The 25,978-nt window shown below is 49.4% G+C and carries 20 protein-coding genes; 7 read left to right on the top strand and 13 right to left on the bottom strand.

The window, feature by feature from the left end:
- Positions 1 to 71 precede the first annotated feature (71 nt).
- The gene (locus ACR0L3_RS09470; protein WP_480745470.1) at positions 72 to 1,886 is read right to left on the bottom strand and encodes an ABC transporter ATP-binding protein; all 1,815 of its coding nucleotides are present in this window, start codon (positions 1,884 to 1,886) and stop codon (positions 72 to 74) included.
- Between the two features lie 559 nt (positions 1,887 to 2,445).
- Here ACR0L3_RS09470 and ACR0L3_RS09475 point away from each other — a divergent pair.
- Both ACR0L3_RS09475 and ACR0L3_RS09480 read left to right on the top strand, forming a co-directional pair.
- Complete coding sequence (locus ACR0L3_RS09475; protein ID WP_480745471.1) at positions 2,446 to 3,429, top strand: glycosyltransferase; 984 nt, start codon at positions 2,446 to 2,448, stop codon at positions 3,427 to 3,429.
- 490 nt (positions 3,430 to 3,919) lie between these two features.
- Positions 3,920 to 6,262 carry an alginate lyase family protein gene (locus ACR0L3_RS09480; RefSeq protein WP_480745472.1) on the top strand — a complete coding sequence of 781 codons (2,343 nt, stop codon included), beginning with the start codon at positions 3,920 to 3,922 and terminating at the stop codon, positions 6,260 to 6,262.
- A gap of 258 nt (positions 6,263 to 6,520) precedes the next feature.
- On the opposite strand, the gene ACR0L3_RS09485 is transcribed toward ACR0L3_RS09480, so the two are convergent.
- Positions 6,521 to 6,724 carry a hypothetical protein gene (locus ACR0L3_RS09485; protein ID WP_480745473.1) on the bottom strand — a complete coding sequence of 68 codons (204 nt, stop codon included), beginning with the start codon at positions 6,722 to 6,724 and terminating at the stop codon, positions 6,521 to 6,523.
- Between the two features lie 634 nt (positions 6,725 to 7,358).
- On the opposite strand from ACR0L3_RS09485, the gene ACR0L3_RS09490 reads away from it, so the two are divergent.
- Both ACR0L3_RS09490 and ACR0L3_RS09495 read left to right on the top strand, forming a co-directional pair.
- Positions 7,359 to 7,973 (top strand): polysaccharide biosynthesis/export family protein, encoded by a 615-nt coding sequence (locus ACR0L3_RS09490; protein ID WP_480745474.1) that lies wholly within the window; start codon positions 7,359 to 7,361, stop codon positions 7,971 to 7,973.
- A gap of 69 nt (positions 7,974 to 8,042) precedes the next feature.
- Positions 8,043 to 9,557, top strand: a complete 1,515-nt coding sequence (locus ACR0L3_RS09495; protein ID WP_480745475.1) for a hypothetical protein — start codon at positions 8,043 to 8,045, stop codon at positions 9,555 to 9,557.
- Positions 9,558 to 9,694: 137 nt separating this feature from the next.
- Here ACR0L3_RS09495 and ACR0L3_RS09500 read toward each other — a convergent pair whose 3' ends face one another.
- The 10 genes from ACR0L3_RS09500 to ACR0L3_RS09545 all read right to left on the bottom strand — a co-directional run bounded on the left by ACR0L3_RS09500 (position 9,695) and on the right by ACR0L3_RS09545 (position 23,067).
- Complete coding sequence (locus ACR0L3_RS09500; protein ID WP_480745476.1) at positions 9,695 to 10,840, bottom strand: glycosyltransferase family 61 protein; 1,146 nt, start codon at positions 10,838 to 10,840, stop codon at positions 9,695 to 9,697.
- A gap of 67 nt (positions 10,841 to 10,907) precedes the next feature.
- Complete coding sequence (locus ACR0L3_RS09505) at positions 10,908 to 11,972, bottom strand: glycosyltransferase family 4 protein (protein ID WP_480745477.1); 1,065 nt, start codon at positions 11,970 to 11,972, stop codon at positions 10,908 to 10,910.
- 351 nt (positions 11,973 to 12,323) lie between these two features.
- Entirely contained in the window at positions 12,324 to 14,885 is a 2,562-nt protein-coding gene (locus tag ACR0L3_RS09510; RefSeq protein WP_480745478.1) for a right-handed parallel beta-helix repeat-containing protein, read from the bottom strand.
- A gap of 754 nt (positions 14,886 to 15,639) precedes the next feature.
- Positions 15,640 to 16,770, bottom strand: a complete 1,131-nt coding sequence (locus ACR0L3_RS09515) for a glycosyltransferase family 4 protein (RefSeq protein ID WP_480745479.1) — start codon at positions 16,768 to 16,770, stop codon at positions 15,640 to 15,642.
- Positions 16,770 to 17,957 (bottom strand): glycosyltransferase, encoded by a 1,188-nt coding sequence (locus ACR0L3_RS09520; protein WP_480745480.1) that lies wholly within the window; start codon positions 17,955 to 17,957, stop codon positions 16,770 to 16,772. Before ACR0L3_RS09520 ends, ACR0L3_RS09515 begins: the two co-directional genes overlap by 1 nt.
- Positions 17,950 to 18,822, bottom strand: coding sequence for a glycosyltransferase family 2 protein (locus ACR0L3_RS09525; RefSeq protein ID WP_480745481.1), 873 nt, complete (start codon positions 18,820 to 18,822; stop codon positions 17,950 to 17,952). The genes ACR0L3_RS09520 and ACR0L3_RS09525 overlap by 8 nt, the downstream gene beginning before the upstream one ends.
- Before the next feature lie 5 nt (positions 18,823 to 18,827).
- Positions 18,828 to 19,766 (bottom strand): sulfotransferase family protein, encoded by a 939-nt coding sequence (locus tag ACR0L3_RS09530; protein ID WP_480745482.1) that lies wholly within the window; start codon positions 19,764 to 19,766, stop codon positions 18,828 to 18,830.
- A gap of 181 nt (positions 19,767 to 19,947) precedes the next feature.
- A complete protein-coding gene (locus ACR0L3_RS09535) occupies positions 19,948 to 21,027 on the bottom strand; it encodes a glycosyltransferase family 4 protein (RefSeq protein ID WP_480745483.1) in 1,080 nt (359 codons plus the stop codon).
- Complete coding sequence (locus tag ACR0L3_RS09540; RefSeq protein ID WP_480745768.1) at positions 21,027 to 21,962, bottom strand: glycosyltransferase family 4 protein; 936 nt, start codon at positions 21,960 to 21,962, stop codon at positions 21,027 to 21,029. The genes ACR0L3_RS09535 and ACR0L3_RS09540 overlap by 1 nt, the downstream gene beginning before the upstream one ends.
- Positions 21,963 to 22,365: 403 nt before the next feature.
- On the bottom strand, positions 22,366 to 23,067 hold the full coding sequence (locus ACR0L3_RS09545) for a sugar transferase (RefSeq protein WP_480745484.1): 702 nt from the start codon (positions 23,065 to 23,067) through the stop codon (positions 22,366 to 22,368).
- Between the two features lie 326 nt (positions 23,068 to 23,393).
- On the opposite strand from ACR0L3_RS09545, the gene ACR0L3_RS09550 reads away from it, so the two are divergent.
- The 3 genes from ACR0L3_RS09550 to ACR0L3_RS09560 all read left to right on the top strand — a co-directional run bounded on the left by ACR0L3_RS09550 (position 23,394) and on the right by ACR0L3_RS09560 (position 25,128).
- On the top strand, positions 23,394 to 24,371 hold the full coding sequence (locus tag ACR0L3_RS09550) for a UDP-glucuronic acid decarboxylase family protein (RefSeq protein ID WP_480745485.1): 978 nt from the start codon (positions 23,394 to 23,396) through the stop codon (positions 24,369 to 24,371).
- On the top strand, positions 24,368 to 24,754 hold the full coding sequence (locus ACR0L3_RS09555; protein ID WP_480745486.1) for a VanZ family protein: 387 nt from the start codon (positions 24,368 to 24,370) through the stop codon (positions 24,752 to 24,754). The genes ACR0L3_RS09550 and ACR0L3_RS09555 overlap by 4 nt, the downstream gene beginning before the upstream one ends.
- Before the next feature lie 83 nt (positions 24,755 to 24,837).
- Complete coding sequence (locus ACR0L3_RS09560) at positions 24,838 to 25,128, top strand: hypothetical protein (protein WP_480745487.1); 291 nt, start codon at positions 24,838 to 24,840, stop codon at positions 25,126 to 25,128.
- Between the two features lie 68 nt (positions 25,129 to 25,196).
- On the opposite strand, the gene ACR0L3_RS09565 is transcribed toward ACR0L3_RS09560, so the two are convergent.
- The gene (locus ACR0L3_RS09565) at positions 25,197 to 25,856 is read right to left on the bottom strand and encodes a tetratricopeptide repeat protein (protein WP_480745488.1); all 660 of its coding nucleotides are present in this window, start codon (positions 25,854 to 25,856) and stop codon (positions 25,197 to 25,199) included.
- Between the last annotated feature and the right edge of the window lie 122 nt (positions 25,857 to 25,978).

Consider the following 25,978-nt stretch of genomic DNA (forward strand, 5'->3'; position numbering starts at 1 on the left):
ATTAAGGAAGATAGCGTTCTCGCCGCATATTGAGCTAGACCCAGCAGCGTATTTTCTTGACTGGAATGTGTTTAGCCAGACTCAACAGCATTGGAATACTGATGGTCGTACAACGCGCGGAAAGCACCGTCATTTTTCAGCAACTCTCTGGCGCTTCCTTTTTCTACAATTTGCCCAGCCTCAATCACCACGATTTGGTCAGCGTGAAGGATTGTGGATAGGCGGTGCGCTACAATAATGGTCGTCCGGTTTGCGGTCAGCCTTTGCAAGGCTTCTTGCACAAGTTTTTCAGATTTAGAGTCCAAGGCACTAGTCGGCTCGTCCAGTAACAAAATAGGGCTATCTCGCAACAAGGCTCGGGCAATGGCCAGGCGCTGCTTTTGCCCACCGGACAGGAACGCCCCATTTTCACCTACATATGTGTCAAAACCGTCTTCCAAATTCATTATGAAATCGTAAGCATTGGCAGCTTTTGCTGCTTCGATTACATCCTGGCGCGAGGCCCCTTCCCTTCCAAGCCGGATGTTGTCCGCAATAGATGCTGAAAACAAAAAGGTTTCTTGGCCGACAAACGACATGTTTGCGCGCAAACTTTTAAACGAGGCATGCTTGACGTCTTGGCCGTCAATCGTAACTTGACCGCTCTGCGGGTCGTATAGCCGAAGTGCAAGATTCAGAATGGTTGACTTGCCGCCCCCCGACAACCCAACCAACGCCGTTGTTTTTCCAGCATCAAAAGTAAGAGAGAGGTCTCTGATTATCGGCTCACTGCTGCGATAGCTGAAAGTTACATTTTCAAACTTCACTTCCTTTGGACCATCAGGCAACACTTGCGGGTCGTCTCCTTCGGCCAAAGTTTCGGGCTGATCAATAATATTGAACAACATACGTACGCGACGCAATCCAATCTCAAGTTTGACGCGAACGCGTGTCAGTCTTTTGGCTGGTTCATACGCCATCATCAACGCGGTCACAAACGACATCAATTCACCCGGCGTCGATCTCCCCGACCCAAAAATGTTGGCGGCACTCAAACCAATGACCGATGCAATGGCAAATCCCGCTAGAATATCCATCAGAGGGCTGGTGGCTGCTTGCAGGCGTGCAAGTTTATTTCGGCGTTTCTCGACACTTTTGACGGACTCGTTCATCCGTTTGGCCATTCGTTCTTCCAGCCCGAACGACTTGATGACCCGGATACCCCCAGATGTTTCCTGGATCACTTGCATGATCGCCCCAAGGGACTGCATTTCCATATCGGCAATCTCTCGAACTTTTCTCAACAGCGTCCTGACGCCCCATATCGCAAGAGGACCAATGACCAATGTAAAAAGCGATAACAGCGGTTGCTGGTAGAACATGACCGCCAGCAACCCAATCAAACTCAATGTGTCGCGAACGGCTGTCGTCACAACAACCTCAATAACCTGGCGTGCAGCCTGGGCAGATTGCGTGACCTTTAATAGCAGGTTGGAGCTTTCTGTGAGGTTAAAGAAAGATACACCCTGACGAAGCAGTTTGTCGTAGAGCTTGATCTGCTGGCGCGAAACAATTCGGTTGCCTGCGCGTGTTAAAGAGACAACCTGAACGTAGGTCGCGACCCCTTTGATCAGAAAGATCACGAACACCGCAATGGAAACACCCAGAACCTGAGACGCGTTATCCGCTTCGAACAAAGAATCTACGACATCTCGCATAATAAAGGCGACGGCGGCGGTCGTAGCTGCGACCAAGACCATTGCAATGATGGCAATGATGTATAGGGTCATCTGAGATCTCAGATTTTCCCTGAGAAGACGCCATAAGACCGAATTGTTCAGCGTTTCTGCGATTTTCAGTTTTGTGTTTTGCAAAGCAAAATTCCAACCCGTCCGAAGTGGCGTCATACCTGATAGAATTCAGGCTGCGATGCAACCCGGTTTAATTTCTTGTAGTCCTGTTCAGACTATACCCGAATTTCATTCGTATAGTCTGTTGCCAGAATTAAGTGCTGTGAAGTTCGCCTTCACAGTATTGAGCTTTTGCCGTTGATCCTCGGTTCTTTCACGCAATCTTGGGATGGTGATGTAATGTGTCAACGCCCGAGCGAGTTTTTCCAGCGAAACGATCAGTTGGCCGGAATGGGCAAAACGACAGGATGAACAGATTAAGATAGCGGCCGCCTTTGATGTAGTAACTCAGCGCACCGATAGCGTGACCCATCCGCCAGATTGAAATGACCTCCGTCCTCTCCGCGACCGCAAACTGATGCCTAAAGTTCAAAACACAAAGTCCTCTTTACTGGTTTCCCTAAACCGAGTTCAGAAGGGCGGGTTCAAGTCCTAGATGGCGTCGATTTCTGAAAGCGCCTATTAAGCCTAGAAACTCATGCAGAGACCGGTATCTTAGGAAAACAATCAGAAAACCGGTTCGTTCAATGCTATACGAAAGGTTTAGCCAGCCCTCATGGATCGTCGTTCGTCTCATTTGAAGATTACTGTTGCGGCCCTGACAAGGCAGCGACCAGAAATGTTGGCAAGCTTGCTGGTAAGTTGGGGAGAGATGGGTCTTCCAGAAAACTGTTCCGTTCAGTGTCTTATCGTTGAAAACGATACGGCACCACACAGTGAAGCCGTCGTTCGATCCTACGGGGATGTATTGCCAAATGGCGCACTCCTTTTGTATGCGCTTGAGAAGGAACCAGGAATACCATTCGGTCGCAATCGAGCTGCACACGTTGCGATCGAGTCCGGATCAGACCTGTTGTGCTTTATTGATGACGACGAAACAGTCGCTCAGGATTGGCTTGAACGGCTGGTGACCGGATACAGAAGCAGCTCAGCCGTTCTTCTGGGCGCACCTCTGCGTGCCGCGGAACCCTCGGGAAATGAAACAAAACTACAGCAATTAATGCTGAGCAACATCAGTAATCGATACCTGACGAAGGAAAGGGCGGCCGCCAAACGGGCTACACTAGAAAATACTGGCGGCGTCACGGTTGTAACCAACAATTGGTTAGGCGAAACTCGGCTGTTCACAGACCACAACATTTGGTTTGATGAACGCATGCGGATGACAGGTGGCACCGATGCCAAATTCTATTATGACACCGTCGCCGCAGGATTACCTTCTGGTTGGGTGCAAAACGCGTTTGTTTACGAGCGCATACCACCAGATCGGCTGTCCTTTTGGTATCAGGTAGCGCGCGGTAGGGACCAAGCCAACACCCATATGCGTAGAAAGTTGGAACAGCGGCCAGTCAAAGCAGCAGTACACATCGCCACTGCGCCGCTTCGAGTTATTTTATTGGCTGGGTTGTTCATTTTAATGCCGTTCCAGCCCGAAAAGAGGCTCATTGAAATCGCGCGCACAATGGGATGGCTCGTCGGTGTTCTAGGTATCCCACTCGGCTACAAATCCACGCTCTACAAAAAAATCAGCGGCCAATGAAACTTTCTGAACCGCGATAAAACTGTATCACGTGCACTAACGGAAATAGCCTGCGTACGTCAGAACTGCACTAGGATAACCCCACGGTATTCTACCTACCGTTCCCGAAATGTGCTTTTTCACGCCGGTACAGCAAACCATCACTTTGAAATTATTGTTTTCGAAATCATAGACTTGATCACGGCATTTTTAAGTCAGCCGCCAAATAGTCTTGCTTTCCGCCGTTCCGACGCGGAATCAGTTTGATTTAGGAGTCAAACCATTAAGGCAGCCCCGCACCTGAAAATCGTCTGCCTGACAAAAACGCATATATCGGCGCGCGGCATAAGCAATTTTGATCTCGCACGAGCGACGGCGAAAAACCGACAAATTTTTCTGCTACCAAAAGTTGCACTTGATGAGTATTCGTGAATATGAAACCCAGAATTTGAAGCGCAAGTTTATCGACAATATTGCGAAACGCTGTGAGATTCAGGAATAAGTTTGAACAATGATCATCAACAGGCACAGTGAGGCAGTGAAGCCAGTCCGGACCCCGGAAGAACGTGATCTACGCAAGCGGCGGCGCAATCGCATACTTGTTCTTCTGTCGCCTGTGTTGATCATTTTGTCGCCTGTTTTGCTGCCAGTCTATTACGTGTACCGAAAACGAAAGCGAAATCAGGCACTCTTGCAAAAGAAAAAAATGCGCATGGGTCAGATTGCTGGGTCAATTAAATCTGTCGAGCCTGCCGCGCAGGATGAACAGGAGGAGAAGCGGGCAACCTCTTTGCCCGATACGTTTGCCCTTTGCCGAATTATCGGAAATGATCTAGTCCCCCGCCACAACGCCGGACAATCTCTAGCGAATGTAAGGTTCATTCTAGAAAACGAACCTGATTTCGAGGATTGCACTAAACTTTGGATACTAAACCGAATTTTTGACCCGGAAAACGAAGCTCAGCTGATTGCACTTCTGGATAAGCACCAGCAGGTATACGAAAGAATCCCGTTCGACGCTGATGACTATCAAACGACGGGCTATGACTTTGACACTTTTGAAAATCCTCTGGTATTTTCTGATGGCTCTCTCGGCTCTGTCGAAAAGAATTTTCGAGACCGAATTATTGTTCAGGCTTACAGAGCGAAAAACAACTATGTCATGAACAATAACGGCGCGCGCAATGCCGCTCTTGATCTTTGTGTTCATCGCGCCAAATGGGCCCTGCCGTTTGATGGCAATTGCTATTTCACCCAAAGCGCCTGGGATCAATTGCGAAATGACGTGTTGGGCAACAAAGACAAGCGTTACTTTACTGTTCCGATGGCCCGCATGCAGGACAATTCCGACCTTCTGAGAAAGGGCGCCACGTTCAACGCGACAGAAGAACCACAGCTAGCCTTTCGTTGTGATGCCCCTATTCGCTTTTGTGAAAAACATCCCTACGGCCGCCGGCCTAAAGTCGAGCTTTTTGTGCACCTCGGCATAGAGGGTCCTTGGCAGGATTGGTTGGTGGAATTTTTCGATAGCCCACCTCGAAAAATCAGCCCGGAAGGTCACCGTGTAGCCCAGGCTGGTTGGGTCGCGCGGCTGTTTTCTGGTCAGTCCGCCTTGGAAAAGGATGATATACAAAGTTCTCAAAACCGTAGTTTGGCTAGAAATGACGCTATTCGAGCGACACTGGACATGCTGGAAGCCCAAAAAGTTACTGAAAAGCTGAACAGTGATGTTTCATTCTTCTACGATCAAGCTCGAATAGGGGCTCTCTCAACCAACACTGGAAACGCGGAACATCTCGCGCTGCGCGCCGCCGCCGATAAGGCAATGGCCCGCGGCCCCTACTCAGTGACGGACAAACCAGAGCCTGGACCCAGCGGCGATCTGCACGATTATTACCACCCCGCGCCCTATTGGTGGCCGAACCCCAATACGGAGAACGGGCTGCCCTATGTCCGTCGGGGCGGAAAGCGGGTACCAGGTACGGAACTCTTTGATGCGGAAAGTCATCGCTACGACAGAACCCGCTTGCAACAACTGTTCGACGACACAACCACACTCGCACTTGCTGCCCGAGTGACCGGGGAAGAAAAGTACTCGGAAAAAGCAAAAAACCTAGTTCAAACTTGGTTCATCGATGAAGACACGAGGATGAACCCAAATCTGAGCTTCGCTCAGGTGCGTCGCGGTCATAATGGTGATAGAGGTCAAGCGCGAGGTTTGATCGAGTCAAAGGACTTTTACTTCTTTCTGGATGCGGTCCAATTGCTAAAGGATGATTGGCTTGTTGATGGATTAAAGCCTTGGCTCTCCGACTTTCAAAGGTGGCTAACCACTAGTGAGCAAGGCATCGAAGAATGCCGCGCCTCGGACAACCATGGATCGTGTTATGACCTGCAAGCAGCCTCCATCGCGGTATTTTTGAAGGACTGTCAAACACTGCAAGAAATCAATTTGAGGGCCCAAGCACGGGTGCTAGGCACTATCTCACCCAATGGCGAGCAAACATTGGAAATTCAAACCGCACAGGCGCAACACAATTGTACGTTCAACATACAAACTTTGATTAACTTGTTTAATCTGCTTGAACGTGCAGGTCTTCGTCCTTGGAGCAGCACAGCAGGGGAAAGACTGCTCTCAGCAATGCGGCACCTCTTGTCAAAATCTGAACACCGGGGCAGCCATTCTCAGGTCGATCCATTCAATAAAGAGCGACTAATTCCGATTGGTTGCGCCTTCCGAGAGCAGACCAGAGACGGAACGTGGAGCGCCAAGGACGCGCCGTATTGCTTTGACCCCCGCGATGGTGTGGCACCTTACTGGCGCCTGGCAAGCGGATACAGTGTTGCGCCGTAATTCTGTATAAGAGCTACAATTCACCACCAACCAATGACCAAAGTCGATTTGCAGCCCCAGAGCCCATTGGTTGCGGGTATTACCAAGCGATTATGACCCCATGCGCCCTTGCGACGCTAATTTGTAACAATTAGCGCTTTCACACCATTAGTTCCCTGACGGCTTTAGCGCATGAAATAATTGATTAATTTTTCAAGAGCCGCCAGAAATTTACCAGACGCACGTCGTTTTGAATGTTAGAGGATCAATTACAGGTGATCAGCTTGAATAAGCGTGATTGTCTTTCCTGACACGGCTTTTTGCAACTTGGATCGCGAAAACGACGATTACGACCGCCAAAATGAACAACGAACCAAAAAGAACATACGCTCCGAACGCCAGAAGGATGGAGAAGCCAGCATGCAAAGCGATCCCACCAGCTAACAGCCCGACAAGGATAGCTACTCCTACAATCGCTAGCATGTTTCCGCTCCTCTGGTTTCGCCTTGGCGCAAGTGCAACCCGACTTAAAGGATGGTTTAAGCCACGGGCAACAACCCAAACCGATCTCGCAACGAAATCATGGCAAAATTGTGAACCACCTTGGTTTAAAGTTTGACTATTTTTACCTGACCGGGCAGCGCCCACTACTCTTACGACACCACGTATTTTGTTAACTGCGGATGTCTTTTACCTTTCCTGCAAGTTACAAATGACGGGAATAAATGGCAATGGCGCCTTGAAGGAACGGGCAAAGGTTCGCCGATATTCAGGGATTCATTGATGCCACGAACCGCTTCCGCGCCTTCCTCAATATGAACGACGACAAGACAGCTCTTGTTCTATATTCACCCGATTTAATCAAATGAGCCTGCTAGGCGAAAGTCGATCAACCACAGCAAATGTCGTCTTGTGGTTGTGACTAGTGTGTCTACGAGCGTCACATATTTGCCATACGACAGACGTTAAATGGACTCTACCACACTGATAATTCAGTGCAATAATGCTAAGAGGGGAGTCTGCTGCATTTCTGCCGCAACTCACACACACTGGAATATCTGTGGATTGTTTCGTGAGTTCGAAACAGGCATAAAGAGAGAAAGGTGAGAGATTGAATATGCGTAAAGTAATCGGATCATTTATCAGTTTTGTGGTTTTCTTGGTTGTCGCGACCGGTACTTGGGCTCAGTCATACCAGATTCAACCAGGCGATGCGCTTCAGGTCGATGTCCTGGAAGATCCCACTCTAAATCGTACCGTTCTGGTACTTCCGGATGGCTCTATAAACTTCCCTCTTGCAGGTTCTGTCCGCGCCGCAGGCCGGTCAACCAATGGGGTAAGTTCATCCTTGTCGTCGGCGTTGTCTTCTAATTTCAGCACACCGCCAACGGTCTTTGTTTCGGTCGCCTCACTTGCTCCGCCACCCATTGCACAGGGCGGGGAGACATCAACCGGACCTACGGTTGATATCTTTATCATGGGTGAGGTCAACGCACCCGGCAAGTACCTAGCGACCCCAGGCACAACAATCTTACAGGCTTTGGCTCAGGCTGGCGGCCTGACCAATTTTGCGGCACGCAAACGTATCGAGTTGCGCCGCGCGGATACTAAATCAGGCGTGATGAATAAATATACTTATAATTACAATGGCGCGGGCGGCGGCATCCAAGGCAATACAGTGCTAAGACCCGGAGACGTTGTTGTAGTTCCAGCACGCCGCTTGTTCGAATAGGGGCTGATACAGGTGGGGAAATCTAAATTTAGGCTGTCCAGCGCACTGGGGGGCGGGGTTGCCGTTGTGATGTCATTGACACCGGCAACCGGACAACAGGCTTCGGTGCAAGATACGCAGGCATCCAGCCAGCAAGACACTGTGCAGAACACTAATGCACCTTCGACGCTGGTTGATCAGACGCCCAGCCAGCAGCTTATTTCTCAACAAGCACGGCGAAATCCAGCTCGTCGGATCGGCCTGCCTAACACCGACGCGACCCCACAAACGGGCACCGGCTCTGGGTTAAGCATCACACTGGACTACCTGACCTCACTTAGACACGACGACAACCTTCGCCTGACAGACCCATCTTTTGGGTCGACGACTTGGTGGGAAAACACACTAGCCTTAGGGATCGTGAGAGAGACTGCCGACTCTGCTCTGACATTTGACCTTTCAGGCCTGTACCGAATTGCAAATGAACCGGTGATCGGAACAGATTCTGATTTTTCCGATCCATTTACGCAGCTAACCTACCAGCGAAACCGAACCAACAGTAGCCTTGGGCTACTAGCGGAATATCGCGAGAGGAATCTGGCCTTTAATAGATCACTGACAGACATCAACCTAGATGGCGTCATTGACGCATCAGATGTCATCGGAAGAGCCGGTGATCAGATCAATACTCGCGGTGTTTTCGATTGGGAGACCGGCCTGAACGACCCTCTGGGTTTCAGGTTTAACTATAGTCACCGCGAACGCAGGTATTCCGATACAATCGACCCCGGTCTTTTCGATAATGAGTTCGACGACTTTACAGCAACTGCATTGTTGCGAATTTCGCCTGTTTTGCTGGGCAACTTCCAAGTCGATTACCAAGAGTTCAAGGCGGAGGACAGCGTACGGACGGATCGGGACACGACAACCGTCTCGACTGGGATCGCCTACGACATCTCGTCAGTTACCACTATCAGTGCGGATATTGGCTATTCCAAAGTTGACGACACACAGCGCACGACCAACACAAACGACGTGACAGAAGACTTCGTCTGGAGTTTTGCTTGGGGCAAAACACTTCCGGATGGTTTTGCCGATATACTGCTTGATCAGACATTTGGTGTGAATGGCACACGTACTAATGCCACGTTCGGTAGAAGCTTTGAGCGTACAAATGGTGAGTTCAGCTTTGATATCGGCGTTACAAGAGGCCCATTTGACGAAACTACGCCAATCGGCCAAATCGACTACAGCTATCGGCTTTCCAACTCCCAAATTGGCGCAACCATCCAACGCCGGGTCGGCACCAGCACGCAGAGTGTGGAAACACGTCAAACTGTCGCCTTCCTGACTTACGACTATTTTATCAACCCGGTCTCTGCCCTGTCTTTCAGCGCGAACTATATTGATCAGAAAGACGAAGGAACGGGGCCATCCAACCCTCGTGAACGTGGCACTTTCAACGCATCCTATTCTCGAGCAATCACAAGAGATTGGGCCATGAATATCGGGTATCAATACGAGAAGGACGATCAAGACGGCTTTTCGGCGGACTCAAACACATTCTTTTTGACGCTGGGTCGTAGATTTACCCTCAAGCCCTAAGAGCTTTTCTTGGGCGTTGAGACGTCGAAGTGACTGCGCGCTTTTCGATTTGAAATCCGTGCAGTCAAAATAGCCAGCACATAATGGCGAGCCTAAATCCATCCCTAAGATAAATTACACACTAGGAAAGCAGTGCCCTAGAACAATTCCAATGCAGCGCGAAGCTGTTTGATATCAACATAGAAATCATCTACTTCATTTTCCGGGGCACAAATAATCGGAATATGCGTACCTCCGATTGAATTTGTAAGCGTCAGAAAGTAGCCGATATTCCAATTGTCCGCTGGAAAAAATTCTATTATTTTAGGCCTTTGTGAATAGATCATATTTGCGAGCCCAGCACCGTGCGGCGCAACTATCATCTTGGCTTGCGCAAAAATCTTGATCTGATCTTCCACCGTCAGGCTTTCAGACTTCAAAATTTCAAAGTCGTACTCCGCAAGGCAGCTTTCCACTTCGGACTCGTTCAAAATACGCCTGAATTTCGCGCCACGGCGCGAAATGAAGATTTTGCGCGTAGGCACCATATCTGCCAATCCCAACCGATCAAAAATGCGATGGCGAAAACTGGTGACTGCATCAATGGACACGACAAATCTTTGCCGCCTTGGAGAAGCGACCAGCAACTTTCCAACCTTAACCGGTTGTTGATCTGTTAACAGACTCTGGTGTTCGCCCAAACCCAAAAGGTCGAGATAGCTTTTTTGCCAAGTTTTGGGCTCGCTATGGAAAAGAAGCGTTGTATCGCTGGTAAATGCGCGTTGCTCTTGCAAATCGATAAACCGCAGACAGGAATCCACCAAAAAGTGATAATAATTCTGCCACCAAAGGCCAGAGAAGACATACGCCTCGTCCACATCAGTGGTCCCTTGTTGGGCGCGTTGCAGCGCTTTGCGCCGAATGGACAGTTCAGGTTGAAAATTCCGTCCTTCGTCCTGCATTGAGCCTTCTGGGAAACTTTCTAGAAATAGACGTTTCGGATTTTTAGGATCAACAATCTGTCGATTGTAAACACCGGCGTTTTGCAGGTGAAAATAGTACGGTCTGGTTACTGCCTGCGGCGTGTAAAGCAACTTTAACTGCCTGAGATCACTTGCTGGGTTATCAGGCTTGAGTTCGGGAACGTAAAATTCATGACTTCCAAACTCCTGAACCTCATACTCAAATCGAGACCTGAAAAGCGATTGAAGAGGAACCTGTTGATCAAGCATCCGGCCGTCAACAAACCTTCCAATTGCGTTTTTCTGAAAATCTTTCAGCGCTTTATAAGTCTTTCGGATCAATGCGTTTACCACCTAAATTGCAATATTTTGGTTAATACAGCCACTCCGGCACAACAGCTAATTTGCCTCATGATGCACTATCCTTTGACAATGCGTCGATTGCTTGACGATAGGCGTTAATGACAATTTTTTCATCAAATTCTGTTTGAATTTTTAGCCGACCGTTTGCACCCATCCGCGATCGGCCTGCATTCCCAAGTCTAATCATCTCACACATTTTGTCCGCAAGGTCTGCAGCGTCTTCTGCCTGACACAGAAATCCTGTCGTGCCATCATCGACAACGTCTCGACATCCCGGCATATCAGTCGTGATAATCGGACGCCCCATAGCAGCACCCTCAATCAAAGCGCGCGGTGTTCCTTCTTTGTAATATGAAGGCAGCACCACACAGTCTGCAGCGCGTACAAAGGGCCGCACGTCCCTAACCGACCCCAAGTACTCGACGACCCCCGCTTCTTTCCAAACGTCTAACTGCCCTTCGTGAATGGCCACTCGGCTGTCTGGATCTAAAGGTCCAAGGAGTTGCAATTTTGCACTGGGGAATTGTAAGCGAATAATTTCCCCAGCCTTAACAAACTCAAAAATTCCTTTGGTTTTTAGCATCCTAGCGACAAGCAAAAAAACGGGACATTCGTCGCCATTAGGAAGTGGGCTTGCACTGAATTCCTCAAGATCAACACCAGAACCCGGCAACAACTCTGTTCTGTCTTTTTCGACAATGCGTTTGCGAGTGAACAAGTCCTGGTCATGACTGTTTTGAAAAAACACCTTGGGGACTTTCTTAAATGCAGTTCTATAAAGGCGAACCACAGTGCGATTAAGAAGACTGGAGCTTTCAAAGACCGTCCCAAGACCGGTGACATTTGGGAAAAAAGGGATACCCAGCACACGCGCGGCCAACGCTCCGTAAATATTGTTTTTGATCGTGTAACCCAAAACAATATCTGGCTTCGTGGACCGAAACACTTGCCAAAAACGTATTAAAAGACGCAGTTCGCGAAACAACGAGGTTCCTCGTTGGTCCATCTCCAATTCGATGGTTCGAACGCCAGCGTGTTCAAGAGTTTCGAAATAGTCATCTCTAGGAACCAATGCAGAAAGCGTGTGACCATCGCGGATCAGTTGGCTCATTAGGCCTGCCCTGAAATTAGCAAGCTTAAACGCAGTGTTGCCTGTCAATAAAATATGCAAATTCTTGGCACCATGATAACGACAATAACCAGATACTAAATTGAAATCGCCTGTACTTCTATTTGTTCCATCTAAGCATCGGAACTTTGTTTAAGTAATCCCAATATTAGAGCGATCAGGACTTAACGGTCGCTTTCAGTGTCAAAAAGCAATCAGAAAACAAATTTAGGCTAGGGCACATCGACAACCAGGACGCTGCTTTTTTAAAAGTTTCGCGCCCTTCGTCGAAAACGAAGGGCGCGAAGTTGCGGTTCACATATCCGCGCCTAACGCGCTGGATCAGACCAGCATTCAGAAGAAGCTGATATCTTCGAATGTAGTCGTTGCACCCAGACCGGCATCATCATCGCTGACCAATACAACCTGGTCTACTCGACCTGTGAAATACTCTCCCACATTGATCGAGTATTGGGTGAACCCTGATCCTGTGTCGTAGTCACCATTGAAGTCCTGAATGCCCAGAACTTGCGTTCCATCGATTTGGAAGAACTTGGATGGCAGGTCGTCACCTTCAGCGATCAAAGCAATGCCCTGTATTTCCCCTTCAACGTCGCTCTTGAAGTCGAACTCAAGAACCGTTGACTCTGTAACATCCACGGAAACGTCCATTGTTTTCCATGCACTATCTTCCAACAAGATCGTTCTCTGATCATTGCTGACGGTCGCAGTGCCGGTATCTTGGATCGCCGAGTAGCTTGAGATGGTCGTCGGGCTACCGTCGATCAGGACGCTATCGTAATCCCCTACTTCGAAGTTAACGGTCACTTCCTCAAGAACCGAACCTTTCCCGTTCTTACCCGAGTAAACAGTCAGCTTAACGGTATGGATGCCATCCTCTAGCTGCGTACCGCCAAAGAAGTTGCCTTTACCGTTATCTCCGAACAGTGCGTACGGCTCTACGTTTTCCATACGGGAATACTGTCCGTCCAATTCAAGCCTTACACTGCCGATGTCCACGGAACTGGAGTCAATCGCCTCGGCTGAAAATGTGATTTTGTGCCCGGCCAGATCGTCGCTGGACAACTTCGCGCCTTGGTTCATATCGACAAGAACGCTGTCCGAAGCGGTGTCGATCAACTTGATGTCCAACAGCTGGCTGTACGGCACCTGAGAGATCACATCTGGGGCCAAATCCGTTTCTACTGTGGTCTCGTCAGCAGGCTCCGGCACGCTAACAACGTCATCCGTTGAATCATCAACAACTGGGTCCGATGGCGTTACAACCGGTGTCGTGCCAGAGCCATCAATTGTGAATTCAAAGGAAGTCGTTTCAAGCACAGAGCCTGAACCGTTTTTACCTTCGTATACGGTGATGTTTACCGTGTAGGTGCCTTCCGACAGCTCTTTCTCGCCGTAGAAATTGCCTTTGCCATTATCTCCGAACAAGGCAAAAGGTTCTACATTCTCCATACGGGAGCCAAATCCGTCGATCGACAATTTGACACTGCCAATTTTAGGAGCACCGCTTTGCGAGGTAGCGTACAGCGTCACGTTTTTCCCATCAGTGAGGCTGCTATCAATGCTGGAGCTATCAGCAAGCTGAGAGAGCGTCTCATCGCTGGATGCGTCTGCCAGATAGAAGTTCAGCAGGCTGCTTGCGCTTTCGACCGTTCCATCCCCAACTGAGGCATCATCAGATGGTGCCGAATCGTTTGAATCGTCCGGCTGAGTGGGGGTTGTTGGCTCTGGCTCTGACGAGCCACTATCTGAACCCGTGCCTGACGAAGGTAGATCCGACGGTGTAGACCAATCCGGGCCTGCCATGCTGGCATAGTCAACTTTCAGTGAACCATTTCTTACGTCGCCAGTGGTCACGTTCTTGGTGATCAGGTCAGCGTTTACATCCACATTCAGATCACTCAGGTAGTCGCTGACATGCTCTTTAAATGGGTTAGTTTTACCAAGAAGGGTGACATTCTCCGCGTAAACGCCGGTTGCCCCTTTTGCCAGCACCATAACGTTGCTGGTACTGTTTGTGTTTTCGAAGATAGAGTCAGTGATATAAATATCCTGAACCAACCACTTGTCGGCATTGCTGTCCGTCAACAAATCGGCGCGATCCAAAGTGGTCAACACGATGTTGTTGCCATTGTTGATGAACTCTGATCCGGTAATCGTCACATTTCTATTGGTCTGATTAAGGCTTAGATCGGATTCACTTTCGATTATGTTTTTCAGATCCATGCCGCTGACGCCGTTGCCAACAAAGTAGCTGTTGATCACAGAGCTGTCTTTGAAGCCACCAGTCGTATCAATCCCATCGCGTTCGTTGTTCAGAAAAACACTATCAATAATTGTTGCGTTCTGCGTGCCAAGCCCATCGCCACGCGCGGTTTTAATCCCATCACCCAGAGAATTTTCGAACAGAGAGTTCTTTACCACGTGGTTCGTATTTTCGCCCAACCAGCGCATTTGGTAAAAACCGCCATCAAAATGCGAATCTTCGACCAAAAGGTTGTCGCCAGTCACGTCCAGGAAAATACCGGTATTTCCTGAAAACGAACTATTCAAAATAGTTACATCATCAGCTTCAACGAGAATGGTTTTCTTTTGAGTTCTCTCGGTGCTTGAGTTTTCAAGGGTAACAGTCAAATCAATCAGAGAGTTGCCATCGCCAAGCTCAAGCAGATAGTTGAGATTTGATTGCGTATCTGTAACGTTAAACCCAGCTCCGGGCGTCCCACCTTTTAACGTTACGTTGTCTGCAAGTTCGATATTTGACCCGCTAATGTCATACATTGCGTCAAAGACGAATACATCACCGGGTTTGAGTGTCTTGGCGAGTGCAGCGAACTCTTTCGAGATATCTTGACCTGCTTTCCAACCAAGATCGGATGAGTGGATAGTTGCCATTCTGGTTGCCTAACTTCATTTTGGGGAATACCGGGCGTGAAACGTGAGTGCATTTCTAAAGAACCCAGTGGCCCATTGATGTTCATGTGAGTGGGGATGCTAAGGGCAATGCGAACTGTGCATTCCTAACTAGCAGTAAAAAAGAACTCGAAACTTGACGTTGCTATATCAGCCACGTCGACAGCCCTGATCTCTTCTCCTTTCAAAACCCACCTCGTGTTTCATTTTGATATTTACTGCTCATTTTTGTTCTTCACGGGCCAAAACTACGGCTATTCCGTGTTTAATTTGGCAATGTCATCACAATTGTTTCTACACAACTCCCCTTGGGCGTATCGCCTAAAATAGGAAGAAAGTTGCCTATTATGGGCAATTGAATAAGGGAAATTCGCCGAAAAAGGGTACGGCGCCAGAAGGAATGATTTACAAAACAAATCAAAAATTCGTACCCTAAAAAATGGCCCGCTAAAATAAAACCAATTAAAAGCAAAGCCTAAGACGGTCGAAAATGCAATTTAATGGCCAATATGGCGACCCACGTCTGCAAGTTTCCCTAAGGTGAACAACTGATCAATTAGGAAACATTCACAAAGAGATTAGGGTAGGCATCCTTGAAGGTCACAAAACACCTCGACACAATCTCACTACAAAAAAACCGAATTAGGTTGATTTCTGCCCGAATCCCTGAAGCGGACTAATCGCAATATTCGCCGTCAGTTTGTTGACCGGTAAGCTCTCTTAGGGAACTCGCAAACTAGCGACTGACTTCTGCAAAAACCTCTGACAATTCCTCAGCACATTTGTCCCATGAGAATAGTTTTGCACGCGCCAACCCCTCAGCGATTTTCTTTTCCTGAAGAGACGTATCCGTGCAGATGGCAAGGATGGCTTCCGCAATGTCGGCGTCATTGGCAGGGTCGACCAACAAACTAGCCGCGCCAGCCACTTCTGGAAGAGACGACGTATTGGACGTGATCACTGGTACGCCCGAGGCCATTGCCTCGAGTACAGTCAAACCGAAGCCCTCATAAAGCGATGGATGAATATAAAGCGACGCCCGACGATAAAGCGCACGAAGCTGTTCGTCAGTTACATAATCCAATAGGTGGACCCGGCTGACTAATGAATCGTCACCCAACCCCTTTAGGACAACCTCAGTTTCCCAGCCCGCGCCCCCAACCAGGACTAAATGGTGGTCAATCTGATCTTGCACAAGTTTCAAGGCACTTAAGACGCCCTGTACATTTTTTCGCGGGCTGATCTTCCCCGCCGTCAAAATGATCGGAATATCATCGGCGGGCAGGTCAAGCCCAGCAAGACAGTTTAAATCGTTTTGGGCAAAGAACTCTGGTGAGACCCCCTCTTTAATCACGCGTATTCTGTCGGTCACATGAGCGCCGAGGTAACCCTCAACCTCATCGGCGGTGGATTGCGAAACACAAATTATCGCGTCGGCACGTGCCTCGGCTTGCCGCAGGCTTCTCTCCATGATCCAGGGCTTGGTGTTGGTGAAAAACTCTGGATGTGTGAGCGGCCCTAAGTCATGGACGGTAACGACATAGGGCTTGCGGGTGGCAATCGCATACCCCAACGAAACGGCATGGACCACATCCACCGAACCCCCAATCAACCGCTCCAATTTCGGCATATCGAGATAATGCCAAGCCAGCGGCGTCAACCTGCGCCCTAGCTTGACGAGTTCCAGACCGGTTTCCTCTTGCAACGCAGACAAGCGATCAGGGGATAACGAAGACCAGGCAGCCACGGGCCGAACAGCAAGATCATCGATCTTACGCAAGCCTTTGTACATTTCATGAGAATACCGGGTGATACCGTGGCCCTGGGCAGTTGCAAACTGGTTTGAAAAATACGCAACATTCAACACTACGCGGGCTTCCCTTGTTGCCGGTCCAAAAGATTGGGAAAAAATCTCTCTATGATGGTATCGACCTTGGCCCTCCAACTGTGACGTACGGCAAACGCAGACACTTTGTCCCGTTGGTGCCCCATATCTGCCAGGATCGTATCCAGTGCAATGGGAACGTCCTCTTCCCTTGCAATCTGGGCTACAGGCGGTTGCAGCATCTCAAATTCATCATGAGCAGTTGAAAGCACCGGAAGACCAGCTGCAGTGTATTCATAAAGTTTAAGTGGATTTTGACCGCGATAGACCTCTTGGCGTTCACGATCATAAAGCATAATGCCAAGATCTGCAGCTTTGAGATAAGCAGGCAAATCCGAGGGTGCTTTTGAACCCAGCAAAGCAACTGTATCCGGCATCTGGCGAGCCAAGTCTTTCGCCCAACTCGCTTCAGGGCCGATAAGGATCAATGAACCACCTCGGGCTTCTATCTGGTGTGCTACCGCCGAAAAAAGACCTGGATCGCCTTTGGCCAATACACCGCACCAGATCGCGCGAGGATGAGGCAGATGAGCAATCTCGGCAGGGGTAGACGTCTCTGTCTGATAGATTTCCAATTCGGCCCCTTGGCCCAGCACGGCCACTTTAGCAGCCGGAACGCCGAGTTCTTCAATCAGATAGTTTCTGAGACTGCCGCCAATTACATATACCGCATCCGCCAGCTTATAATCTTGGCGTTCTAGTGGCACCACTGCCGGTCCACGAAAGGCCGGGTAATAGTCAACAACATGGAAGACAATCCTTGCCTCGGGAAAGCTCTTTTTCAACGCCACCACACTGCCCGGAACTGTGGTCCAAACGAGATCAGGAGCAGAATAATCTTCTGACACGACGCTCGACCGCAAAGAGGGATACATGAGACGGTATTTCAGGTAAGACGCAGTCAGTGTGTTCAAAGGCCAAACATCGCGAACCGGCACGGGTGAGAACAGATTTAGGATTCTTACACCCTTGTCTGTGCGCAAACCTTTTTTCCACTCTTGCGCATATCCTTTGCCTCGCAAAAGGTGTACCGGATCAAGCGGATTTTCCAGATAGCTTACGTAACATCCACGCTCTGCGAACAACCGCGCCAATACCTTCGTTGAGCATTGGACATCTGAGTCCCACAATGTGGGTCGATGAAACAGGATATGTGGTGCTCTAGTCATTCAGAGGCAGTACTATGCAGGCCTGCACTCTGTCGGTGAACAAATTTCTCCGCCCACATTTGCTTGAGGTCTTTATCAAGCTGGTCTTTTCGGATCGCGTTCTGCTTGCCTCAATCAGGGCATTCGCCCTGAAAATCGCCGTGGCGGAATGGACTGCCGAGATAAACCCCGGCGTCCCGTCCAAAAAGCCGCGTTTGATAAAATTCTTACGGGCCAACTCGGCAATCGGTCGCCCTACCACGTCGATCCAGTTATCAGGGCGTTTACGAGACTCGACGCGATTGGCAACTTCTTCAAGGTAAGTTGCGCTTTTACGGAGTCTTTTCTCAAAACTGTCTTCATTAAAATGGATCATCAACCCGTTAAGCTGACCGACGCGCTCTGCTGGGGCATCGATCAGGCAATCCTCGTGAAACATACCGCCAAAGCGAAATTTGTCGCGCCGCGCTAGATGAACCAAATTCCAGTCCTGCCACCCCCCACCTTTCATCGGACGGTGCATGAAGTAGTTCAGACGCCGGTAGCGATAACCGTCTTTGCCAGAGTCGCCGATGCCTTCAAGAATTTCGGTCGCAAGTTCCGGGCTTACACGTTCGTCAATGTCCATATGCAACAGCCAATCGCTGGTAGCGGCATCAATGCCTTTGTTCCGTTGGTGACTGAAATACTCACCATCGGCGCGCGGCTGCTTGATGAACTTCACCTTATCCCTATAAGTCTGCACGATCTCTTCTGTGCGGTCCGTCGATCCGTCATCAACAATCACGATCTCATCGACCCAGGGGGCAAGGTTTTCCAAAAACCCGCCGATATCCCGTTCTTCATTGTAGGAAATAGAAACAACACCAAGGCTTGGACGCGTCATATCAATCATTTCCTTGTGGCACGTAGAGCTTTGAGTTTCAGGGACGCAGGTCGAATTACCCGATCACGCAACCGCACGATGCGCATTCTCGTTCGCGTCTTGAAGTCTGGGCGCATGGCAGCAATAGACGCCGCCGTTGGTTTGTGAGGGTTTACAAGTTCTTGATCCTGATAACCCAGGATTTTAGCAACCTGCTTGACTGCGCGATCAAGCTGCAATGTATAGTTTTCATTCGCCATCCATTTCTCTTTCGATGACGTGTGAACGGCGGCACCCATTTTGTCTTCGTACTCCAAGCCAATGAATTCACAGAGTTCCGTCAGACATTTTTTGGGATCGGCAATAATTTCTTCATAGCGCACCAACCTAAACATCGCTGGCGGCAGTATGGACTGGATGTTCAAAAGATTACGCTGAGTGTTTAGCCAATCGAATTGGCGCTTTTCGGCATCCGTGGAAAACAATTCATGGGCAGAGTATTGTACCGCCAAGGGATTGCGCACGAGGCCGATGATTTTTACCTTCAGATCTGTGCGGCGGGTCCATTCCAAAAGCAAGTCCAGCGCACACCACTCGGCAAGTATCTGTGGCGATTTTTCAAAAAAGACCGGTTGTGCAAAGGTTTTGCACAACGCGTCCCAGCCGTCGAAAATCAAGTCTTCATCATTTTCCGGCAATTCATATTCGGGCATATTCCCCTTGAGCGTATCGATGAGATAAGCACGAGCGTTAGCTCTCGAGCCATAACCGCTGTATTGCTTGAAACCTGAGTAAAGAGCATTGGGCCGGCTCAATACCACGGAGGCTTTCAGCCAATGATGGGTCTCAAAATAAGTATGGGGCGAATAATCGACGTTACGGACCCCAGAATGCTTGCAAAGCTCTTCTTGCAACATTGTCGAACCAGATCGCTTGTCAGACAGCAATATAACGGCCGTAGGCATGTCCTGTACCTTTGTGTGTTATCCGGGTGACCCGGGATTTACCCACTCGCCGTTCAGCGTAACCATTTTCTCGAAAATAGGTATGGGCGAATAATAAAATATTTGAAGCATTGGGTTTAATGACAGCAAACGAAGCAGTCTGCGTAGAAAAATGCCTACCTTTGCTTCGCCGTGACGTTTATCAAGCATTGGCCACCTTTTTGGAAACAGAGCGATAGGCGGCAACATATTTTTCAGACATTAACCGCTTGTCAAAACCTGATGCGCGCCGGAAAGCAGCCTCTCCCATTTTTAGTCTCTTAGCAGAATCTGAGATTAACATTCCAAGTGCATCTGCAATCGCTTGCGGGTCTTCCGGCGGTACTAGCAAGGCACATTCACCGTCGGCTCCGACGACCTCTCTCAAGCCCGCGATGTCGGACGCCACCACCGGCAATCCAGCATTCATGGCCTCAACAGCGGCCAGTCCAAACCCTTCCCAAAGCGAAGGCATGAGGAAAACATCAGCCCCCTGCAATATCGGGCCAATATCATTGACATGCCCCTCAAAACGCACGGGCGTTTTCATGGTCGCGGCTTTTGCTTCCAACGCTGCGCGCAATTCACCATCGCCAACGATCTGGTACTCACAGTTGCAGTCACTTAACAATTCAAACGCTGCGAGTGCCGTGGGATAGTTTTTTGCCTCACGCAATCGACCTACGGAAACGATTTTTATTCGATCACTTGTGCTGCGCTTGGTGTAATGGTCAAACCTCAACCGTGCGCCATTCAGAATAACTTCTGACTTGTTTGAAATGGCAGGATATGCGGTGTTCAGACTGTCTCGCGCTCCATCACTGATACAATAAATGTGGTCAAAGGACCCATAGATCAACGGATCTATTAGACTTCCGATCACCGAGCCTCGACGGTTGTTTGACGTGCTGTGCTCAGTGAAGACCAGCGGACAGCCAACTGCACCAACTTTTTTAAAGCCCGCGATATAAGCGCTGGTCGGGAAAAGATGAGCGTGCACCACATCCGGCTTCGGGCTCATGGCCTTTAGATATTTGCGCAATGCAAAAATAGCGCCCATCTTGTAGGGACTCGAAAAGCCCAAGGAAACAGCGTTTTCAAGACCATCTGTCTCGCATCGCTCCAAAGCCACTAGATGTGCGTCCACACCTTTTGCGATCAGATCCATATGCAGATCCTGCACAAGCCGCTCAGCTCCACCTGTTTGATAACCGAAACTGTTTATGACCTGTACAACCCGCATTATCTGAACTTCCGCACAAAAGCCCTGAGACTCGGCGGTATACGATTCCGCCAATAACCCGGAAAGTTGGGGTCGGGCTCAAACATATTCCATGGACGAGGTGTCCAGCCTACCGGTGGCTCTGACATTACATCTTGGATCAAGGCAGCATAAGCATCAGCTGCAACTTCGTTTGAATATTGCGCCCGCGCTTCGATCCCGACGGCTTGGCTTAATGCTGCAAGCTTGGCACGATCATCATTCAGGGCCGCAATGGCTTTTGCGAAGCCTTCTGAGTCGCCTAAATCCACAACAAATCCAGTTCGACCATCTTCAACCAAGAAATCGGTTATACCAGGGATCAAGCCACAGGTTGGCACGCACCCGGCCATCATCGCTTCAAGGAGCGCGTTTGGACACCCTTCGAAATGGGAGGTGAAAATAAATACATCCGAGCCACCCAAGAACTTAGGAACCTCATGAGGAGGGAGTGCCCCCACAAATTCCACTCTACCGCCGGAAACATACGGGGCCAGCGCCTCTACTAGCCGGGCGCGGTCCACTCCTTTCCCCGCAATTCGCAATCGGAAAGGAACGCCAAAAGCAGAGAGATCTTCGACAATTGAGGGCAAATGTGGGGTGGAAAACAAAACCCCTTCTGAGTTTATTGCCAATGCGCAATCAATGTCATTTTCTACGCACCAACTTGTAAAAGCCTGTGCCTGGCGTTTCATACTCAACGAATTTTCCGCCAACAGGACACAACCGTCGTCGACGTACGCCTCTTCCCAAAGACCGGCCTGCGGTTTTCCAACGGTTACGCAGTACAAGTTTATCCCGCGCGCCGCGAGCGCAGGGCGCATATTACGATAAAAGGTAAAAGTCCCACTGTCTTTGGGAACCGAGCCGAACGCTACTCGAATGGGTTTTGTCGATTGTTTTGATACTTCGGCCATCACTGCAGTCTCGAAAATGGAGTCGCACGCGCATTGGTGCCACACAGTCCATCCAGCACCGTCCCGTTTTCCGCGCCACGGGATTTTCGCAACCTAACCTCCTGACCAATCTCGCAGTGATTTTCGCGCGAATTGGTTTTTGTGCAATCCCCAAAAAGGCGAATGGCGTTCTTAGGGTCGCTTAACGCTGTCATGAAACTTATAATCATAGGGAACCGGGACCCACACGGTCTCCGCTATCCTTCGTACAAAAACGGAAACTCAGTTTCAGCAAGTCGGGCACCCCTATTACTTGGGCCCAATCTTCCATAAGCACATTCCCGATTATCGAACAAATTGTGGAGAATTGAAGATTGCCCGGAACGCTATCCACAACGCCCCGGGCAATTCTGATTGTAGTACGTTATTTGCCCAAACCGCTCAAAACAACGCCGAAGGTTCGGTAGATGATGTAGAGATCCATCCGACCGCAGCTGCGCGCAACGTAGATATTATCGTACTTTGCCTTCAGAGCAGTCTCGATCTCTCCTTCCGCGTAGCCCATCTCAACCTGAGCCAGGCCAGTGATCCCGGGCAGAACACGATGACGCTCTTGGTACCCGAGCACGTTTCTGGAAAAACTGTCTGCGTGATTGAAGGCATCAGGCCGAGGGCCGACCAGGCTCATCTGACCCAGAAGCACGTTAATAAAATTCGGCAGCTCGTCTAAACGCGATGCCCGCAAGGCCTGACCAAACGGCTTGATTCGACAAGTTTCAACCGGCGCGTTCGGATCACGAGACTGGTTGTCTGACGGAATCATCGTGCGGAATTTCCACATCGTAAACGGCTTGCCATCCTTACCCATACGCTTTTGCCTGAAAAATACCGGTCCAGGGTTAACGATTGGATTAATAGCAAAGAAAACAACGGCCAAGACCGCGATGTAAGGCAAAGCCAAAAGCGCCGAGGTTTTGTCCACGACAAATTTGAAGGCTCTGAATTTAAAAGATTTTTCTTCCTTTTCTTTATTGAGCAGTAGATCCCAGTCATAAAAATCTGGGCAAACTGAGTCGCTACCAACAGAAAATTCTCGGTAACGATCTACAGAAAATAGATCGAGCATAACAATGCCCCCCACACACTTGACTACAAAAATGGCTTTTCACACATAAGCGATTTATTGATACATTATTAACAAATCCAAAGGAAGAAAAAAACTTCATTGCAGCCCCCATCGGCCTTGGAAATTGAGGCAACGACAACAAAGCGAAACAATCGCCGTTATTACTGCACATTGTCGACAATAACCTCATGCTTTACTCTGCCGAGATAGCAATTTGTCTTTTCGAAGCCTTCCCAAACCTTCCGAATTCAATTCAAGCGAATTTAAGCGTGACCGATAAGGAAACTATGCTAAGGCTGAAATAGTAGATTTCAGGATCAAAATTGATGAGTGATACCAATACCGTTAACCCCACCTCAAAACGTATTATGGTGACCGGAGGCGCGGGCTTTCTCGGCAGTCACCTATGTGATCGTCTAGTCGAAGCTGGCCATGAAGTTCTGTGTATAGACAACTACTTCACTGGACGGCGCAGCAATGTAAGCCACCTCTTGAACGCACCCAATTTCGAGCTGATGCGCCACGATGTGACGTTCCCGCTGTATGTTGAAGTAGACGAGATCTATAATCTGGCTTGCCCAGCTTCGCCAATCCATTACCAGCACGACCCTGTACAAACGACCAAAACCTCGGTGCATGGTGCGATCAACATGCTGGGTCTGGCAAAACGCTTGAATGCCAAAATAATGCAGGCTTCAACATCCGAAGTTTATGGCGATCCTGATATCCACCCCCAACCCGAAACTTACTGGGGTAACGTGAATCCGATCGGCGTTCGTTCTTGTTACGATGAGGGTAAACGCTGCGCGGAAACACTGTTTTTCGATTACCATCGCCAACACAATTTGCGCATCAAAGTCGCACGGATTTTCAACACCTACGGGCCACGCATGCACCCCCATGACGGCCGTGTGGTTTCGAACTTCATTATGCAGGCCCTCAAGAACGAGGACATTACAATTTTCGGGGATGGCCTTCAGACCCGTTCGTTTTGCTATTGCGATGACCTAATAGACGCCTTCGTGCGCTTGATGAACACCCCTGATGATGTGACAGGACCAATCAATACGGGCAACCCTGGCGAATTTTCCATGCTTGAACTGGCGCAGGCAGTGATTGAGCATACCGGCACCAAATCCAAGATCGTGCACAAGCCACTGCCGCAAGACGACCCCAAACAGCGCAAACCGGATATTACCTTGGCTAAGAAACATCTTGATTGGGAACCCAAAGTGCCTTTGCGCGAAGGCCTTGTACCGACAATTGCCTATTTCGAAGGCCTCGTAAAAGCGGGTATTGCTTGAAGACAAACGCGCGATATCTGCTTGTACGCTTGGGGCTGCTAGCGGCCTTACTAGCAATCATGGCCTGGGCTTTTCTCGCCCCCTACCCCGCACCTTTCGGAATCACTGTACAACGAGAAATGGGTTTCGTTGCGCATGTGGGCATCTTTGCGATCGCTGCACTTGGCTTCTTGGCCGCCTTTCCACATGCACAACGTTGGGTCACGGCGACGCTTTTGGTTGCAGCTGTGGGCTTAGAAACTGCTCAGCTGGTTTTGCCAACACGAGGGGCAGATGTTGCCGATTTTGCGATGAATTGCGTCGGCATCCTTTTGGGGGTGTTGGTTTTTCGGGCTGGCGCTGTTCTGTGTGCTCGAGTGCATCACAAATCAAACCAAACGTGAAACCGTCTCGTTTGTAGACTTTTGCAAGCACATCAGATAACTTGAGAAACGTTAATGCGTTTTTTGTATTGTGAGGGTTATTCATGACATACCTAAAGAAATTTTCTTTGGTAGCCACCTTTACCGCCTCCGCTTTGTTAAGTTCTGCCGCGTATGCCGACACAGTCGGATGCCATAAGTACAAGTCGTACTATTCCCATGATGACAAGCATTGGAACAAAGTCGTTGAAGGCTTGGAGCAGTGGGTGTCAAAGCATGACGAACACCACCCTTACTATTATTCAATGAAAAAGCAGTTGGTGCAGGCGGAATACAAGAAAAAGTACCGCCACAAATACCAACATGACTGCAAACATGACGTTAGCCCAAGCTAAATTCATCTTCACTTAACCAGAGTGGCGACCTAGGGTTACCAACTTCAGGGCGTTTCGTGCGTGCACAGTTAACTACTGGAACGTTCATTTTCATTCTCATCCAGCAAAACTCGAACAGGGTCAGCCTCGGGCAAAAGACTGTCGAGATAACGCGACGATTGCTCGTTCAATACCAGAACATCCCGGCGGGCCGATGCAACCTCAGCTTCCGACAAACCTGCGACCCGCGCAGGATCATGTAAATTCGTCTGATAGATTTGCTGAACAAGTTGCAATCGCAGGGGTGCTAATTGAACATTGTTAGGTGCCAGCTCCCACGATCGACCGAGGCTGTCGCGCATGGATTCCATGTCATTGGTACGTCCTTGCGCCTGTGCCAAGTATACCCAACCCGAGGCATTGGCCGGATCAAGACGCAGTGATTGCTCAATAAGTGCCTGTGCCTTCCGAGACCGTGCATCTAGTTCTTCGATCTTGATAATCTCGGGTTCACCTGTGACCGGATCGTACATCAGACCTAGTTCAGCAAGATAAGCGGACCCGAGTTCTAGGAGGTATTCGGATTGATCGTAGTGTGCAGCTGCATTAGGCGCCCGCCAACCGCCAACGACGTTTTCGACACGAACCTCGCTGTTAAATGCTGGGCTGGTCCGAAACACGATCGCGAAGTTTACAATCGCACCGATCAAAACGACCGCACACAAACTCCGGCACACTACCTTACCCATGAATACTACCTGGCAACTAAAACGCTTGATCTATAGTTTAAGTCCCGCCCACGTCTCTGTCTATCTGTCCGGATTTAAGCACCACGAACCTTGCAAACGCATTAGGGTGTGTCCTCTCTACA

Source organism: Ruegeria sp. CK1 (assembly GCF_056536545.1).

Bases quoted from the DNA above. Each gene is read 5' to 3' on its own strand.
- ACR0L3_RS09470 (WP_480745470.1), bottom strand. From the start codon at position 1,886: ATGACGCCACTTCGGACGGGTTGGAATTTTGCTTTGCAAAACACAAAA.
- ACR0L3_RS09475 (WP_480745471.1), top strand. From the start codon at position 2,446: ATGGATCGTCGTTCGTCTCATTTGAAGATTACTGTTGCGGCCCTGACA.
- ACR0L3_RS09480 (WP_480745472.1), top strand. From the start codon at position 3,920: ATGATCATCAACAGGCACAGTGAGGCAGTGAAGCCAGTCCGGACCCCG.
- ACR0L3_RS09485 (WP_480745473.1), bottom strand. From the start codon at position 6,724: ATGCTAGCGATTGTAGGAGTAGCTATCCTTGTCGGGCTGTTAGCTGGT.
- ACR0L3_RS09490 (WP_480745474.1), top strand. From the start codon at position 7,359: ATGCGTAAAGTAATCGGATCATTTATCAGTTTTGTGGTTTTCTTGGTT.
- ACR0L3_RS09495 (WP_480745475.1), top strand. From the start codon at position 8,043: ATGTCATTGACACCGGCAACCGGACAACAGGCTTCGGTGCAAGATACG.
- ACR0L3_RS09505 (WP_480745477.1), bottom strand. From the start codon at position 11,972: ATGAGCCAACTGATCCGCGATGGTCACACGCTTTCTGCATTGGTTCCT.
- ACR0L3_RS09510 (WP_480745478.1), bottom strand. From the start codon at position 14,885: ATGGCAACTATCCACTCATCCGATCTTGGTTGGAAAGCAGGTCAAGAT.
- ACR0L3_RS09520 (WP_480745480.1), bottom strand. From the start codon at position 17,957: ATGACTAGAGCACCACATATCCTGTTTCATCGACCCACATTGTGGGAC.
- ACR0L3_RS09525 (WP_480745481.1), bottom strand. From the start codon at position 18,822: ATGACGCGTCCAAGCCTTGGTGTTGTTTCTATTTCCTACAATGAAGAA.
- ACR0L3_RS09530 (WP_480745482.1), bottom strand. From the start codon at position 19,766: ATGCCTACGGCCGTTATATTGCTGTCTGACAAGCGATCTGGTTCGACA.
- ACR0L3_RS09535 (WP_480745483.1), bottom strand. From the start codon at position 21,027: ATGCGGGTTGTACAGGTCATAAACAGTTTCGGTTATCAAACAGGTGGA.
- ACR0L3_RS09540 (WP_480745768.1), bottom strand. From the start codon at position 21,962: ATGGCCGAAGTATCAAAACAATCGACAAAACCCATTCGAGTAGCGTTC.
- ACR0L3_RS09545 (WP_480745484.1), bottom strand. From the start codon at position 23,067: ATGCTCGATCTATTTTCTGTAGATCGTTACCGAGAATTTTCTGTTGGT.
- ACR0L3_RS09550 (WP_480745485.1), top strand. From the start codon at position 23,394: ATGAGTGATACCAATACCGTTAACCCCACCTCAAAACGTATTATGGTG.
- ACR0L3_RS09560 (WP_480745487.1), top strand. From the start codon at position 24,838: ATGACATACCTAAAGAAATTTTCTTTGGTAGCCACCTTTACCGCCTCC.
- ACR0L3_RS09565 (WP_480745488.1), bottom strand. From the start codon at position 25,856: ATGGGTAAGGTAGTGTGCCGGAGTTTGTGTGCGGTCGTTTTGATCGGT.